This is a genomic window from Streptomyces achromogenes subsp. achromogenes (genome assembly GCF_000720835.1).
Taxonomy (GTDB): Bacteria; Actinomycetota; Actinomycetes; order Streptomycetales; family Streptomycetaceae; genus Streptomyces; species Streptomyces achromogenes.
On sequence record NZ_JODT01000022.1, the window covers coordinates 55963 to 71535 of the forward strand.

At 71.8% G+C, this 15573-nt stretch carries 16 protein-coding genes; 11 read left to right on the plus strand and 5 right to left on the minus strand.

What is annotated here, in order from left to right; translation table 11 throughout:
- Positions 1 to 2: 2 nt before the first annotated feature.
- Positions 3 to 590 (minus strand): pyridoxamine 5'-phosphate oxidase family protein, encoded by a 588-nt coding sequence (locus IH25_RS0123015; RefSeq protein WP_030613685.1) that lies wholly within the window; start codon positions 588 to 590, stop codon positions 3 to 5.
- A 126-nt stretch (positions 591 to 716) separates the two neighbouring features.
- Here IH25_RS0123015 and IH25_RS0123020 point away from each other — a divergent pair, with 126 nt between their 5' ends.
- The 5 genes from IH25_RS0123020 to IH25_RS0123040 all read left to right on the plus strand — a co-directional run bounded on the left by IH25_RS0123020 (position 717) and on the right by IH25_RS0123040 (position 6681).
- A complete protein-coding gene (locus IH25_RS0123020; RefSeq protein ID WP_030613687.1) occupies positions 717 to 1919 on the plus strand; it encodes an argininosuccinate synthase in 1203 nt (400 codons plus the stop codon).
- Positions 1920 to 2035: 116 nt separating this feature from the next.
- A complete protein-coding gene (gene argH, locus IH25_RS0123025; RefSeq protein ID WP_030613689.1) occupies positions 2036 to 3466 on the plus strand; it encodes an argininosuccinate lyase in 1431 nt (476 codons plus the stop codon).
- An 88-nt stretch (positions 3467 to 3554) separates the two neighbouring features.
- Entirely contained in the window at positions 3555 to 4526 is a 972-nt protein-coding gene (locus tag IH25_RS0123030; RefSeq protein ID WP_030613691.1) for an aldo/keto reductase, read from the plus strand.
- 83 nt (positions 4527 to 4609) lie between these two features.
- Positions 4610 to 5161 (plus strand): TetR/AcrR family transcriptional regulator, encoded by a 552-nt coding sequence (locus IH25_RS0123035; protein ID WP_030613693.1) that lies wholly within the window; start codon positions 4610 to 4612, stop codon positions 5159 to 5161.
- Entirely contained in the window at positions 5158 to 6681 is a 1524-nt protein-coding gene (locus IH25_RS0123040; protein WP_030613695.1) for an MFS transporter, read from the plus strand. Before IH25_RS0123035 ends, IH25_RS0123040 begins: the two co-directional genes overlap by 4 nt.
- Before the next feature lie 45 nt (positions 6682 to 6726).
- Here IH25_RS0123040 and IH25_RS0123045 read toward each other — a convergent pair whose 3' ends face one another.
- Positions 6727 to 8334: a multicopper oxidase family protein gene (locus tag IH25_RS0123045; protein WP_030613697.1), complete on the minus strand. Its 1608-nt coding sequence runs from the start codon at positions 8332 to 8334 to the stop codon at positions 6727 to 6729.
- Positions 8335 to 8457: 123 nt separating this feature from the next.
- Positions 8458 to 9147 (minus strand): lysophospholipid acyltransferase family protein, encoded by a 690-nt coding sequence (locus tag IH25_RS0123050; RefSeq protein ID WP_078844368.1) that lies wholly within the window; start codon positions 9145 to 9147, stop codon positions 8458 to 8460.
- A 331-nt stretch (positions 9148 to 9478) separates the two neighbouring features.
- Here IH25_RS0123050 and IH25_RS0123055 point away from each other — a divergent pair, with 331 nt between their 5' ends.
- The 3 genes from IH25_RS0123055 (at position 9479) to IH25_RS0123065 (ending at position 11795) form a co-directional block, all read left to right on the plus strand.
- On the plus strand, positions 9479 to 10654 hold the full coding sequence (locus IH25_RS0123055) for a glycerophosphodiester phosphodiesterase (RefSeq protein ID WP_030613703.1): 1176 nt from the start codon (positions 9479 to 9481) through the stop codon (positions 10652 to 10654).
- Between the two features lie 91 nt (positions 10655 to 10745).
- Positions 10746 to 11252 carry an RNA polymerase sigma factor gene (locus IH25_RS0123060; protein WP_030613705.1) on the plus strand — a complete coding sequence of 169 codons (507 nt, stop codon included), beginning with the start codon at positions 10746 to 10748 and terminating at the stop codon, positions 11250 to 11252.
- Positions 11253 to 11297: 45 nt separating this feature from the next.
- Positions 11298 to 11795: a GNAT family N-acetyltransferase gene (locus tag IH25_RS0123065; protein WP_030613708.1), complete on the plus strand. Its 498-nt coding sequence runs from the start codon at positions 11298 to 11300 to the stop codon at positions 11793 to 11795.
- Positions 11796 to 11867: 72 nt separating this feature from the next.
- On the opposite strand, the gene IH25_RS0123070 is transcribed toward IH25_RS0123065, so the two are convergent.
- A complete protein-coding gene (locus IH25_RS0123070; RefSeq protein WP_030613711.1) occupies positions 11868 to 12287 on the minus strand; it encodes a hypothetical protein in 420 nt (139 codons plus the stop codon).
- Position 12288: 1 nt separating this feature from the next.
- Entirely contained in the window at positions 12289 to 12648 is a 360-nt protein-coding gene (locus IH25_RS0123075; protein WP_030613715.1) for a hypothetical protein, read from the minus strand.
- A gap of 69 nt (positions 12649 to 12717) precedes the next feature.
- On the opposite strand from IH25_RS0123075, the gene IH25_RS0123080 reads away from it, so the two are divergent.
- The 3 genes from IH25_RS0123080 (at position 12718) to IH25_RS0123090 (ending at position 15482) form a co-directional block, all read left to right on the plus strand.
- Positions 12718 to 13368 (plus strand): HAD family hydrolase, encoded by a 651-nt coding sequence (locus IH25_RS0123080; protein ID WP_030613718.1) that lies wholly within the window; start codon positions 12718 to 12720, stop codon positions 13366 to 13368.
- A gap of 345 nt (positions 13369 to 13713) precedes the next feature.
- Positions 13714 to 14748: a methionine ABC transporter ATP-binding protein gene (locus tag IH25_RS0123085; protein WP_030613721.1), complete on the plus strand. Its 1035-nt coding sequence runs from the start codon at positions 13714 to 13716 to the stop codon at positions 14746 to 14748.
- Positions 14745 to 15482 (plus strand): methionine ABC transporter permease, encoded by a 738-nt coding sequence (locus IH25_RS0123090; RefSeq protein WP_030613724.1) that lies wholly within the window; start codon positions 14745 to 14747, stop codon positions 15480 to 15482. The genes IH25_RS0123085 and IH25_RS0123090 overlap by 4 nt, the downstream gene beginning before the upstream one ends.
- The last annotated feature ends 91 nt before the right edge of the window (positions 15483 to 15573 follow it).

A 15573-nucleotide genomic window follows, 5' to 3' on the forward strand; every position in this document is an offset into this window, starting at 1 on the left:
CCTCAGACGCTAGACGGCGGCAGCGGCAGCGGCAGCCCGGGCAGTCCGTCCAGGCTGGTCGCGATGTGCTCCTTCTTGGTGAAGTACGCGCTCAGCGAGGCGTCGTCCTCGCGGGCGAAGCGCCTGCCGTGCAGATCGCGGTCCTCCTCGTACGCCATGAAGGGGACGGCGTAGCCGCAGGAGTCGCGGACCAGGTCGGCGTGGACCACGATGACGGCGCGCAGTCCGTGCGCGGTGTGGTCGATGTCCGGGAAGCGGGCGAGGAGGTCCGGGAAGCGCGGGTCGTCGCGGAAGACGGGCTCGCCCCGGCCGTGCACCCGCACGATGTTGGGCGGGCCCTGGAAGGCGCACCACATGAGCGTGATCCGCCCGTTCTCCCGCAGGTGGGCGATGGTCTCGGCGGTGGACCCGGCGAAGTCCAGGTAGGCCACGGTGAGTTCGTCCAGCACCACGAAGGAGCCCTTGAGCCCCTTGGGGGAGAGGTTGACCGTGCCGTCGCCGGAGAGCGGGGCGGTCGCGGTGAAGAAGAGCGGCTGGTCCTCGATGAAGGCGCGCAGTCTGCCGTCTATGCGCTCGTAGGTCTTTCCCATGTCCGACGAGTATCGCCGAAGATCCTTCGACTGTCTAAGCATTTCTCACACGAGAGGCTGATTGACGAATCATGCAGAGCCCTGCATACTCATGCATATCAGCGAATGCACTGTGAGGAGATTCCCGTGACCGAGCGCGTCGTACTCGCCTACTCAGGCGGTCTGGACACCTCCGTCGCCATCGGCTGGATCGCCGAGGAGACGGGCGCCGAGGTCATCGCCGTTGCGGTCGACGTCGGCCAGGGCGGCGAGGACCTGGACGTCATCCGCAAGCGCGCCCTCGCGTGCGGTGCCGTCGAGGCCGAGGTCGCGGACGCCAAGGACGAGTTCGCCGACGAGTACTGCCTCCCGGCGATCAAGGCCAACGCGCTGTACATGGACCGCTACCCGCTGGTCTCCGCCCTGTCCCGGCCGACCATCGTCAAGCACCTGGTCGCCGCCGCCAAGAAGCACGGCGCCACCACCGTCGCCCACGGCTGCACCGGCAAGGGCAACGACCAGGTCCGCTTCGAGGCCGGCATCGTCGCCCTCGCCCCCGACCTGAAGTGCATCGCCCCGGTCCGCGACTACGCCATGACCCGGGACAAGGCGATCGCCTTCTGCGAGGCCAAGCAGCTCCCGATCGCCACCACCAAGAAGTCCCCGTACTCCATCGACCAGAACGTCTTCGGACGCGCCGTCGAGACGGGCTTCCTGGAGGACATCTGGAACGCCCCGATCGAGGACATCTACGAGTACACCTCCAACCCGGCCGCCCCCCGCGAGGCCGACGAGGTGGTCATCACCTTCAAGGAGGGCGTCCCGGTCGCCCTCGACGGCAAGCCCGTCACCGTCCTCCAGGCCATCCAGCAGCTCAACGAGCGCGCCGGCGCCCAGGGCATCGGCCGGATCGACATGGTCGAGGACCGCCTGGTCGGCATCAAGTCCCGCGAGGTGTACGAGGCCCCGGGCGCCATCGCCCTGATCACCGCCCACCAGGAGCTGGAGAACGTCACCGTCGAGCGCGAACTCGCCCGGTTCAAGCGCCAGGTCGACCAGCGCTGGGGCGAACTGGTCTACGACGGCCAGTGGTTCTCCCCGCTCAAGCGCGCCCTGGACGGCTTCGTCAACGAGGCCAACCAGCACGTCTCCGGCGACATCCGGATGACCCTGCACGGCGGTCGCGCGGTCGTCACCGGCCGGCGCTCCCAGGAGTCGCTGTACGACTTCGACCTCGCCACCTACGACACGGGCGACACCTTCGACCAGTCGGCGGCCAAGGGCTTCATCGACATCTACAGCCTGTCGTCGAAGATCGCCGCGCGGCGTGACCTGGCCGGCGGAGCCTGACGCGGACCCGGCCTGACTTACGAGGGACACCTCCCCCGCATCGGCCCGACAGCCGCCTCCCCGCCCGGAAGTGTGGGGAGGCGGTGGCACATCACGAGCTTCGAGGAGCAACGCAAGTGAGCAGCAACAGCGGTGACGTACGGCTCTGGGGCGGCCGTTTCGCCGACGGACCCGCCGAGGCCCTGGCGAAGCTGTCCGCGTCCGTCCACTTCGACTGGCGGCTCGCGCCCTACGACATCGCCGGCTCGCGTGCCCACGCGCGCGTGCTGCACCAGGCGGGGCTGCTCACCGCGGACGAGCTGACCCGGATGCTGGCCGGCCTGGACCGGCTGGAGGCGGACGTGGCCTCGGGCGCCTTCGTCGGCACCATCGCCGACGAGGACGTGCACACCGCCCTGGAGCGCGGCCTGCTGGAGCGCCTCGGCCCGGACCTCGGCGGCAAGCTGCGCGCCGGCCGGTCCCGCAACGACCAGGTCGCCACCCTCTTCCGGATGTACCTGCGCGACCACGCCCGGATCATCGGCGGTCTGATCGCCGACCTCCAGGACGCCCTGATCTCTCTCGCCGAGGCCCACCCGGACGTGGCGATGCCCGGCCGCACCCACCTCCAGCACGCCCAGCCGGTGCTCTTCGCCCACCACGTCCTCGCCCACGTCCAGTCCCTGTCCCGGGACGCCGAGCGGCTGCGCCAGTGGGACGAGCGGACGGCCGTGTCGCCGTACGGCTCCGGCGCCCTGGCCGGCTCCTCCCTGGGCCTGGACCCGGAGGCGGTCGCCCGGGACCTCGGCTTCGAGCACGGCAGCGCCGGCAACTCCATCGACGGCACCGCCTCCCGGGACTTCGTCGCGGAGTTCGCCTTCATCACCGCGATGATCGGCGTGAACCTCTCCCGGATCGCCGAGGAGATCATCATCTGGAACACGAAGGAGTTCTCCTTCGTGACCCTGCACGACGCCTTCTCGACGGGCTCGTCGATCATGCCGCAGAAGAAGAACCCGGACATCGCCGAGCTGGCCCGCGGCAAGTCCGGCCGCCTCATCGGCAACCTGACCGGCCTGCTGGCGACCCTCAAGGCCCTGCCCCTCGCCTACAACCGCGACCTCCAGGAGGACAAGGAGCCGGTCTTCGACTCCTGCGACCAGCTGGAGGTGCTGCTCCCCGCCTTCACCGGCATGATCGCCACGCTCACCGTCCACCGCGAGCGCATGGAGGAGCTGGCCCCGGCCGGCTTCTCGCTGGCCACCGACATCGCCGAGTGGCTGGTGCGGCAGGGCGTGCCGTTCCGGGTGGCGCACGAGGTCGCGGGGGAGTGCGTCAAGGCCGCCGAGGCCGAGGGCAAGGAGCTGGACGACCTCACGGACGAGCAGTTCGCGAAGATCTCCCCCCACCTCACCCCCGAGGTCCGCACGGTCCTCAACGTCCCCGGCGCCCTCGCCTCCCGCAGCGCCCGCGGCGGCACGGCCCCGAGCGCGGTGGCGGTCCAGCTGGCGGAGGTCAAGGCGGACGTGGCGGCCCAGCACGCATGGGCGGACGCGAAGAAGGGCTGAGCACGGCCCGGGCTGTACCGCCGGCACGGAGGTCGTCGCGGGTTACGTTGGTCGGAGCCGTACCGGACCCGACCGAACGGACCCCGCGATGCCCTTCGCCCGCCTGGCCACAGCGACCACCCCCACCTGCCGCATCGGCCTCGGCCTCGCCGCGGTGGGCCGCCCCGGCTACATCAACCTGGGCCGGGACAGGGACCTCGGCGAGGACCGCGGCGCGGAGACGCTGCGCGCCCGCACCCACGCGCTCCTGGACGCCGCCTACGCCCAGGGCGTCCGCTACGTCGACGCCGCCCGCTCCTACGGCCGCTCCGAGGAGTTCCTCGCGGACTGGCTGGCGGCCCACCCCGGCCGCGACGACGTGGTCATCGGCAGCAAATGGGGCTACACCTACACCGCCGGCTGGTCGGTGGACGCCGAGACGCACGAGGTCAAGGACCACAGCCCCGCCGCCTACGACCGGCAGCGCGCCGAGACCGACGCCCTGCTCGGCGACCGGCTCGACCTCTACCAGATCCACTCGGTGACCCCGGACAGCCCGGCCCTGACCGACAAGGACCTGCACGCCAGGCTGGCGGAGGCCGCCGACCGGGGCCTCACCGTCGGCTTCTCCACCAGTGGCCCCGCCCAGGCCGACACCATCCGCGCGGCCCTCGCCGTCACCGTCGGCGGAAAGCCCCTCTTCCGTACCGTCCAGTCGACGTACAACCTCCTGGAGACCTCGGCCGGTCCCGCCCTCGCCGAGGCGCACGACGCCGGGCTCACCGTGATCGTCAAGGAGGGCATGGCGAACGGCCGGCTGGCCGGACCGCACGCCCCGGACGCCCTCAAGGCCGCGGCCGCCGCCACCGGACTCGGCTGCGACGCGGTCGCCCTCGGCTGGATCCTGCGCCGGCCCTGGGCGGGCGTGGTCCTCTCCGGCGCCGCGACCGTCGAGCAGCTGCTGTCCAATCTGCACGCTCCCGCCGTCGGCCTGGACGCGGAGCAGCTGACCCGTCTCGCCACGCTGCGGGAGGAACCGGGCGCCTACTGGGAGCGGCGCCGCCAGCTGGCCTGGCACTGACACACACCCCCTATGAGCTGGGGAAATGAGTCACGCACGCCTAGAATGAGACATCAATGTCTCATCTGGGCTACTCTTGTCTCATGGCCCTCGACCGTGACCACGTGCTGCGCAGCGCAGCCGCCCTGCTGACCCGTAAATCCACCGCGACCATGGACGAGGTCGCCAAGGCCGCCGGGATCAGCCGGGCCACGCTGCACCGCCACTTCGCCGGCCGCGACGCGCTCGTCAGGGCGCTGGAACAGCTCGGCATCGCCGAGTGCGAGGGCGCGCTGGACCGCGCCCGGCCGGAGGAGGGACCCGCGGCCGAGGCCGTCCGCCGGCTGGTCCGCGAGATCCAGCCGGCCGCCGGACTGCTGTCGTTCCTCTACGGCGAGAACCAGCTGTGGGAGGGCGACGGGCCCCACGAGGGCTGGCAGCGCCTGGACGCCCGGATCGGCGCCCTCTTCCAGCGCGGTCAGCGCGCCGGCGAATTCCGCATCGATCTCAGCCCGGTCTGGCTCACCGAGGCGCTGTACGGGCTCATCGCCTCGTGCGCCTGGGCCACCCTGGACGGCCGGGTGGCCTCCCGGGACTTCCCCACCATGATCGCCGAGCTGCTGCTCGGCGGCGCTCTGCGAAGAGAGGAACCATGACCAGCACCCTGCGGCCGGACCGGACGACCGAGGCGGTGAAGCGCCCGGGCCGCTGGCTGGCGCTGTCCGTCCTCGTCCTGGCCGTGCTGCTGGTGGCCGTCGACGCCACCGTCCTCGGCCTGGCGACCCCCTACATCAGCGAAGACCTCCACCCCTCCGGCACCCAGCTGCTGTGGATCGGCGACGTCTACTCCTTCGTCATCGCCGGTCTGCTCGTCTCCATGGGCAGCCTCGGCGACCGCATCGGCCGCAAGCGGATCCTGCTCGTCGGCGCCACCGCGTTCGGCGCGGTGTCCGTGCTCAACGCCTACGCCACCACGCCCGAGCTGATGATCCTGGCCCGGGCGCTGCTCGGCGTCGCGGGCGCCACCCTGATGCCCGCCACCCTGGCCCTGATCCGCAACATCTTCCACGACCCGCGCGAACGCAGCCTGGCCGTCGGCGTCTGGGGTGCCACCGCCTCCGCCGGCATGGCCGTCGGCCCGATCGCCGGCGGATTCCTCCTGGAACACTTCTGGTGGGGTTCGGTCTTCCTGATCAACCTGCCGGTGATGGCCGTCCTGGTGCTGGTCGGCGTCCGCACCCTGCCCGAGTCCCGCAACCCGCACCCGGGGCCGTGGGACCTGACCAGCGTGCTGCTGTCGCTGGCCGGCATGATCGGGCTCGTCTACGCGGTCAAGGAGGCGGCGGCGCACGGCTTCTCCTGGCCGGCCCTCGGCGCCGGCCTGCTGGGCGCGGCGGCGCTGTACGGCTTCGTCCGCCGCCAGCTGACCATGCCGGTGCCGCTGCTGGACATGCGGCTGTTCCGGCGGCGCGGCTTCAGCGGGGCGGTCCTCGCCGACCTGCTGACCGTCCTCGGCATGTCCGGCCTGGTGTTCTTCCTCTCCCAGTTCCTGCAACTCGTCCAGGACCGGCGTCCGTTCGAGGCGGGCCTGGCCGAACTGCCCGCCGCGGTGGGCGCGGTGACGGCCGGGCTGATCGCGGGCCGCGCGGCCCGGCGCTTCTCGGTCCGCGCGGTGGTCGCGGGCGGCCTGGCCGCGGTCGGCGTCGCCCTGGCGGCGCTGACCACGCTCGGCCAGTCCACCGGCTACCCGGTCCTCGGCGCCGCCCTGCTGGTGGTGGGTGTCGGCGCGGGCCTCTCCTTCACGGTGACCGCCGACGTCATCCTCTCCAGCGTCCCGAAGGACCAGGCGGGCGCGGCCTCGGCGGTCTCCGAGACGGCGTACGAACTGGGCGCGGCCCTCGGCATCGCCCTGCTGGGCTCCATCGTGACCGGCGTCTACCGCGACTTCGCGGGGCCGGCCGGCACCCCGGCCGGGGCCCACGAGTCGCTGGGCGCGGCGGTGCAGGACGCCGCGCACCTGCCCCCGCAGCAGGCCGGGGCGCTGCTCGACGCGGCCCGCGAGTCCTTCGTCCACGGCCTGCACCTGGCCTCGGCGGCGGGCGCGGTGGTCCTGCTGACGGCGTCGGCGGTGGCATGGGTCCTGCTGCGGGACCAGAAACTGGAGGGCGCCGAGTGAGCCGGGGCCGCCCCCAGGGCGCCGGGTGAGCCGGGGCCGTCCCCCTCACTTCTTGTAGCCGAGGACCGTCATCATCCCGCTCTCCGAGTGGTACTGGTTGTGGCAGTGCAGCATCCACAGCCCCGGGTTGTCGGCGTCGAAGTCGAGCACCAGCTTGCGGTGCGGCAGCACCAGCGCGGTGTCCTTGCGCGCACCCGCGGAGTCCAGCCCGGTCACCGCGAAGGTGTGCCCGTGCAGATGCATGGGGTGCCACATGTCGGTGGCGTTGATGAGGGTCAGCCGCACCCGCTCCCCGGCGCGGACCGCGTGGCGCTGCTGCGGGGTGTAGGTCTTGTGGTCGAACCCCCAGTCGAACTTCGCCATCGTCCCGGTGATCCGGATGCGCACCTCGCGGTCCGGCTTGCGGTCGTCCAGGGTCACGGACTCATGGGGCAGCAGCCGGCGCGCGGGGACGGTGTTGCCGTCGAGTTCCCGCGGGTGGACCTCGCCGGAGGGCGGGGACTTGCGCGTCTTGCCGGTGTGCAGGACGGCGAGGGCCCTGCCCTTCTTGCCCTCGGGGAGCGCGACCAGCGGGAACATGCCGTCCCGGGCGGTGATCAGGACGTCGTAGCGCTCCGCCATGCCGACGAGGAGCGCGTCGGTCTCCTTGTGCCGCACCGGGTAGCCGTCGGTGTGCGTGACGGTCATCCGGTGGTCGCCCAGCGCCACCCGGAAGGCGGTCTCGGAACCGGCGTTGATGATCCGCAGCCGCACCCGTTCGCCGGGGCGGCAGCGGAACACCGACGGCGCGTCGGGCAGCCGGCCGTTGATGAGGTAGTGCGGGTAGGCGACGCTGCCGCCCTCCCCGTTGAGCATGCGGCTGTGGGACTTGTGCAGCACCCGGTTGGGGCCGGTGGACTTCTTGGACGGCGTCGGGTGCCCCTTCGTCGGGTGGCCGGGGCCCATGGCCATGCCTCCCATGTCCATGGCGCCGCCGGGCTTGAGCTGCTCCAGGACGTTCTCGGGGGTGGAGCCCTGCACGCCGTCGAGCCAGTCGTCCAGGACCAGGACCCACTCCTTGTCGTAGGAGAGGGGTTCCTTGGGATCCTCCACGACGAGCGGCGCGTACAGGGCCCGGTCGGGCTGCATCCCCACGTGGGAGTGCAGCAGGTACGTGCCCGGATGCGCGACGGTGAAGCGGTAGCGGAAGTCGGTGTCCGGGTGGATGGCGCGCTGGGTCAGGTCGGGGACGCCGTCCATGTCGCAGCGCAGCCGCACGCCGTGGGAGTGCAGGGTCGTGGTCTCGGGCAACCGGTTGGCCAGGGTCAGGTCGAGCACGTCGCCGGCGGTGACCCGCACCAGCGGGCCCGGCACCTCCTCGTTGTACGCCCACGTCCTGACGGAGTGCCCGCCCAGGTCCAGCTCGGTCTCCGCCGCGGTGAACCGGAAGACGCGCTCACGGCCGGCCCCGCGTCTGCGTTCGGCGGCCAGCACCTCCGGGTCCGAGGGGTTGACATAGCCTCGGGGCCCGGCCGGGACGAACCTCTCCCCGCCGCCGGGGTGTTCGGGTCCGGAGCCGGACTCCGGGCCGGAGCTGGTGCAGGCTGCCAGGAATCCCGCGCCGGCGGCGGCGAGGGGGGTGCGGAGCAGGGTACGCCGAGAAGGTGTGAACATGTCTGAATAAGACATGTTGGGTGGTCAGATGGCCCGGTAATACGGCCGAATGCCCGATGTGTCGGGGGCAGATTCCACCGGCAGGCGGACGGGCGAGGAGGACCGCACCCTCGCCCCGGGGTCTCAGGCGGCCTTCGCCTTCGTGGCGTACATGTCCACGTACTCCTGCCCGGACAGCCGCATCACCTCGGTCATCACCGAGTCCGTCACCGCCCGCAGGACGTACCGGTCCCGGTCCATGCCGTCGTAGCGCGAGAACTCCATGGGCTCGCCGAACCGCACGGTGACCCGGCCCGGCCGCGGGAAGCCCTTGCCGCCCGGCTGGAGCTTGTCGGTGCCGATCATGGCGAACGGCACCACCGGCGCGCCGGTCATCAGCGTCAGCCGGGCGATGCCGGTGCGGCCCCGGTACAGCCGTCCGTCGGGCGAGCGGGTGCCCTCCGGGTAGATACCGAAGATCCGGCCCTCCTCCAGGACGCGGCGCCCGGTCATCAGCGCCGCCACACCGCCGTTCGCCCCGTCCCGGTCCACCGGGATCATGCCGACGCCGGTGAAGAACCAGGCCATCAGCCGTCCCTTGACGCCCTTTCCGGTGACGTACTCGTCCTTGCCGATGAAGTGCACCTGCCGCTTGGTGACCAGCGGCAGCACGATCGAGTCGATGAACGTGAGGTGATTACCGGCCAGAATCACCGGTCCGTCCCCCGGGATGTGCTCCGCGCCCTCCACCTGGGGGCGGAACATCAGGCGCATGATCGGTCCGAGCACTGCCTTGATGAGCGCGAAGCGGGACAACGGGTCCTCCGATGTCAAGGGGAGCGATATGAGTCTGTGCAGGTGAGGACATTACTCGCGGGGCACGTCCGCGCGCACATCGGAAGCGTCCGCTTCGCCGAGGTCTTACCAACTGTTGACACGCGTTCACCTGGGGTGGCGTACCCAGGACGGCGGGTAACAGCCTTGTGCGCATGTGACGGACATCGCGCCGACCAGGGGCGCCCGCCCCCGCCGACACCCCGTCACCCCGCGCCGCCCACCGGACACCCGACGGCATCCCGGTGTTCGAACGAGGGCCTCCCTTCGGTCATGTGTACGCCCCTACGATCGGCGCGCACCGGCAGAAGCGAACGGCAGGAGGGCGCGCATGGGCGGCGACCAGGAGAACGGGCAGACGCAGGCGACGGGACGGCGGGCCCTGCTCGGCGCCGCGGTGCTCGGCGCGGGCGGAGCGGTCCTCGGGCTGCCCGGCGCCGCCCGGGCCGACGGCACCCGCCCGGCCGGGCGCGCGGGCCGCGGACTGAAGAGCCTGCCGGTGCCCACGATCATCGGCCACCGGGGAGCCAGCGGCTACCGGCCCGAGCACACCTTCGGCTCCTACGACCTGGCGCTGGACCTGGGCGCCGACGTGGTCGAGGCCGGCGACCTGGTGCCGACCAAGGACGGCCACCTGGTCTGCCGGCACGAACCGGAGATCGGCGGCACCACGGACGTGGCCGCCCACCCGGAGTTCGCCGGCCGCAGGACCACCAAGGTGCTCGACGGCGTCCCCACGACCGGCTGGTTCACCGAGGACTTCACGCTCGCCGAACTGAAGACGCTGCGCGCCGTCGAGCGCGTCCCCGCCAACCGGCCGCACAACACCCTCTACGACGGCCGCTGGGAGATCCCCACCTTCGAAGAGGTCCTGAAGTGGCAGGACGAGCAGACCCGCAGGCGCGGCCGGCAGGTCTGGATCTACCCGGAGACCAAGCACCCCACCTACTTCCGCGCACTCGGCCTCGGCCTGGAGGAGCGGGTGGCCAAGCTGCTGCGCAAGTACGGCAAGGACGGCCGGCACTCCCCGGTCATCCTCCAGTCCTTCGAACCGACCAGCATCCAGCGGCTGAACCGGCTGGTCGACAACCCCCTGGTCGTCCTGCTCTCCTCGGCGAACAGCCGGCCCTACGACTTCGTGGCGGCGAACGACCCGCGCACGGTCGCCGACCTCGTCACCCCCAAGGGCCTGCGGGAGATCGCCGGCTACGCGCAGGGCATCGGCCCCACCGTGGACCTGGTCATCCCGAAGAAGGCGGACGGCACCCTGGCCGAGCCCACCACGCTGGTCTCCGACGCGCACCGGGTGGGCCTTCTCGTGCACCCCTACACCCTGCGCAACGAGAACCCCTTCCTGCCCGCCGAGTACCGCAAGGGCAGCGCCCCCGACGGCTACGGCGATGTCCTCGGCGCCTTCGAGAAGTACTTCGCGACCGGCATCGACGGCGTCTTCACCGACAACGCCGACACCGGACTGCTGGCCCGCGCCGACTTCCTGGCCGGCTGACGCCGTCAACCACCGCACCGGCCGTCCCCCGTTCGGGGTGAGTGTGCGCCGCCCCGGCAACCCGCCGCCGGGGCGGCTCGTCGTTCCGCATATGACGTACGACCTGCTGGCCACCCTGCGCCCGCTGCTGGCCGCCGAGGCGCACGCCGAGGCATATGCCTCCGGTAGCGAGCCGGGCGATCTGGAGCAGGCCGTCTGGCTCCGGCTGCTGGAGCGGCTCCGGGCCGACGGGCCGCCGGCGGACCCGCCCGGCTGGCTGCGCGAGGCCGTCCGCGCCGAGGCCCGCCGCTCCCGGCACGCCACCTGGCGGGAACGTCCGTACGACGGCGAACCCCCCGACGTCCTCGGCCCCGGACCCGAACAGCACGCCCTGGCCGCCTCCCGCCGGCGCGCCCTGCGCCAGGCGGTCCGCCGGCTCCCCGGGCGCTGCCCGCGTCTGATGGAGGCGCTGCTCTCGCCGAAGGACCTCACCTACCGGGAAATCGCGGGGGAGTTGGGTATCTCACAGGGCAGTCTGGGACCGGAACGTTCCAGATGTCTCGGTTGTCTGCGGAGATTGCTCACACCGGAGGTTGCGGCGTGCGAAGGGCGGGGATAGGAGTGGGGGACGACAGGTGATCAGGTGAGCGGGAGGCGTGCGCACATGGGCATGAGCGTGACCATCTCGGCGGCGACCGAGCAGGACGCGGAGCAGATCTTCCGGCTCCAGTACCTCTGCTTCCAGAGCGAGGCCGCGCTGTACGGCAACTACCGCATCGACCCGCTCGTGCAGACCCTGGACTCCGTCCGCCACGAGGTCGCCACCGACTGCGTCTTCGTCGCCCGGCTCGGCGAGGAGGTGGTCGGCTCGGTGCGCGGCAAGGTGACCGAGGACGGCGCGGCGGCCATCGCCAAGCTCTGCGTCCACCCCCGCCTCCAGGGCCACGGCATCGGCGCCCGGCTGCTGCGCGCGGCCGAGGCCGCCCTGGCCGAGCGGCACGGCGCCACCCGCTTCCGCCTCCACACCGGCCACCGCAGCGAGGGCAACCTCCGCCTGTACCGCAAGGTGGGCTACCAGACGGTGGGCCGGGTCAAGGGCGACGACGGCGTGGAACTGATCGTCCTGGAAAAGGAAGCGGGCGCCTACGTCGCCACGGCGTGAGGACACGCGCCCCGAAAGGGGCGCGGGGAACGGCGCGACAAGCCACAGACGACCCGCACCCGCCGGCGTTCCTCAGGCGCTGTTCCGCTCCCGCGCCCTCCGCAGCCAGTACATCGCGGACAAGGGCAGCAGGACGGGGATGAACACGTATCCCATCCCGTACTCGGACCACACGGTCGCGTCCGGGAACGCCGACGGCTCCACCAGCGTCCAGGTGCCGACGATCAGCACCCCCGCCAGCTCGGCGGCGCAGCACACCAGCGCCGCCCGGCGCGCCGTCTCCCCGCCCCGCACCAGCGTGTACGTGATGAACGCGTACACCACACCCGCCACGGCCGACAGCGTGTACGCCAGAGGCGCCCGGTCGAACTCCGTGGCGATCTGGTACACGGAACGCGACAGCGCGCCGACCACCATCACGCCGTAGAACCAGACGAGCAGCATGCCCGGCCCGCTGATCAGCCGGGCCGGCTTGTCCTGGACCGCCGTCACCTCAGCCTCCCCAGATGTCGTAGAGCCGTACTTCCAGGACGGCCAGCACCACCCCGGCCGCCGCCACCGTCACCGAGCCCCAGCGGGTCCGCTCGGCCAGCGACATCAACCCCGCGGCCGGCACACACGCGAACGAGCCCAGCAGATACGCCACGAAGATCGTCGTGCCCTGCTCCGGCTTCTCACCCCGCGCCAGCTGCACGATCCCGGCCACCAGCTGGACGAGGGCCAGCACCGACACCACGGCCATGCCGATGAAGTGCCAGTCCTTCGTCGGCTGGTCCCGGTAGGCGGCCCAGCCGCACCAGGCGGCGAGCAGGAGCGCGGCGACCCCGGTCACCAGCATCAGGGCGTTGAGCATGCCGTGACCTTATTACGGCCGAAACGGGCCCGGGCCGCCGCCCCCGCCGAACGCCGTAGGGTCTGGACCATGACGATCCACGCGCACGCCCTCCTGTTCGACAACGACGGCACCCTCGTCTCCTCCCTCGACTCCGTCGAGCGCTGCTGGTCCCGCTGGGCCGGGGAGTACGGGATCACCGCCGAGGAGTTCGGCCGGGTGGAACTGCACGGTCGCCCGGCCGTCGAGATCGTCGCCGACCTGCTGCCCGCGCACCTGGTCCCGGAGGCGGTCGCCCGGGTCGAGCAGCTGGAGGTCGAGGACGTCCCCGGCGGGGGTGTGCGCCTGCTGCCCGGCACCCGGGACTTCCTGGACGCCCTGCCGTCCGACCGCTGGGCCGTGGTCACCTCCGCCACCCGCCGGCTCGCCGAGGCCCGCCTGGGCGCCGTCGGCATCACGCCGAAGGCCCTGGTCTCGTCCGACGACGTCACCCGCGGCAAGCCCGACCCCGAGCCCTATCTGCTGGCCGCCCGGCAGCTCGGCGTGGACCCCGCCCACTGCGTCGTCTTCGAGGACGCCCCCGCCGGTCTGCGGGCCGGCCGCGCGGCCGGTATGACCACCGTGGCGTTGGCCACAACCCACCGGGCCGCGGAACTGGACGCCGACCTGGTGGTCGACGACCTGTCGGCCTTGTCCGTACTGGTCACCGACCGGGGCGTGGCGATATCCCGCCGCGGCTGAGGCCCCGGTTCGCCCTGTCCGCCGCTGTCCAGCATCCGGACAGCGGCGACCGTCCGGGACCGCCCGTCTGGTTTACTGATCGCATGACCACGACGAGCTGCCGCACCCTTGCGACCGAGGCGACCATGACGCCCGGTGCTCGTTGTATGTGTCGCCTGATGTGTCGAATGTGCGCCTTCTAGAGGGCCCCCGCATCAGCTGAGCCTCGCGCCCCGAAGCGAGACCCGTGGCATGTCCGTGCGCCGTAGGCCGTACGAGACGCACACCCCCGCTCCATGCCGCAACCGCATGCACCCGTGCCCGGGCACACCCACGCCCGCGCACTCGACAGTGACGGAAACCCACGTGATCACCACCTCGGGCCTGACCAAGGTCTACCGCTCCCGCGGCCGTGAGGTCACCGCCCTCGACGGCGTCGATCTGCACGTCCGCGAAGGCGAGGTCTACGGCGTCATCGGCCAGTCCGGCGCCGGCAAGTCCTCCCTCATCCGCTGCGTCAACCTGCTGGAGCGCCCCACCTCCGGCACCGTGACCGTCGCCGGGCAGGACCTCACCGCCCTGGCCGGGCGCGGCCCGCGCGCCGGCCGGGAACTGCGCCGCGCCCGCAGCCGGATCGGCATGGTCTTCCAGCACTTCAACCTGCTGTCCTCGCGGACCGTCCAGGACAACGTCGAGCTGCCGCTGGAGATCCTCGGCAAGTCCGGCAAGGAGCGCTCCCGCAAGGCCCTGGAGCTGCTGGACCTCGTCGGCCTCGCCGACAAGGCCAAGGCCTACCCCGCCCAGCTGTCCGGCGGCCAGAAGCAGCGCGTCGGCATCGCCCGCGCCCTGGCCGGCGACCCCAAGGTGCTGCTGTCCGACGAGGCCACCAGCGCCCTGGACCCGGAGACCACCCGCTCCATCCTCCAGCTGCTGCGCGACCTGAACCGCCAGCTGGGCCTGACCGTCCTGCTCATCACCCACGAGATGGACGTCGTGAAGTCGATCTGCGACTCCGCCGCCCTCATGGAGCGGGGCCGGATCGTGGAGTCCGGCACCGTCAGCGAGCTCCTGGCCACCCCGGGCTCCACGCTGGCCGCCGCGCTGTTCCCGGTGGGCGGCGAGGCCACCGGCGCCGACCGCACCGTCCTCGACGTCACCTTCCACGGCGAGAGCGCCACCCAGCCGGTCGTCTCCCAGCTCGCCCGCACCTACAACATCGACATCTCGATCCTCGGCGCCGCCATCGACACCGTCGGCGGTCTCCAGGTCGGCCGGATGCGCATCGAGCTGCCCGGCCGCTACGAGGACAACGTGGTCCCGATCGGGTTCCTGCGCGAACAGGGCCTGCAGATCGACGTCGTGGGCCAGGACGCCCCGCTGGTGAAGGAAGGTGCCAAGTGACCTGGTCGGAGATGCAGCCGCTGCTGTCGGACGCGTGTAGCCAGACCTTCACCATGGTGCTCTGGTCCACCGTGATCGCCGTCGTCGCCGGCCTGCCGCTCGGCATCCTGCTGGTCCTCACGGACCGCGGCGGCCTGCTGCAGAACGTCCTCGCCAACAAGGTGATCGGCCAGATCGTGAACGTCGGCCGGTCCATGCCGTTCATCATCCTGATGGTCGCGCTGATGAGCTTCACCCGCTGGGTCACCGGCACCACCATCGGCACCACCGCGGCCATCGTGCCGCTCGCCATCGGCGGCATCCCCTTCTTCGCCCGCCTGGTCGAGACGGCCGTGCGCGAAGTCGACCAGGGACTCGTCGAGGCCGTGCAGTCCATGGGCGGCAACACCTGGACGATCGTCCGCAAGGTCCTCGTCCCCGAGGCCCTGCCCTCGCTGATCGCCTCCACCACCACCACGATCATCGCCCTCATCGGCTACTCCGCCATGGCCGGCACGGTCGGCGGCGGCGGCCTCGGCGACCTCGCCGTCCGCTACGGCTACCAGCGCTTCGAGACCGAACTGATGTGGATCACGGTGGCGATCCTCGCCGTCGTCATCTCCCTCATCCAGTTCGCCGGCGACTTCGCCGCGCGCTCCCTGCACCGCCGCGGCGCCCGCTCCGGCCCGGCCCCCAAGCTCCGCCTGCTGAAGGCCAAGGAGCCCGCGGCGGCCGAGATCAGCAAGGTCGCGTGACGCACCGGACCGGCAAGGTCGCGTAACGCACTGGACCGGCAAGGCCGCGTCAGGCACCCCCAGGCTCCCCGGCCACTCGTACCCGGGGTCG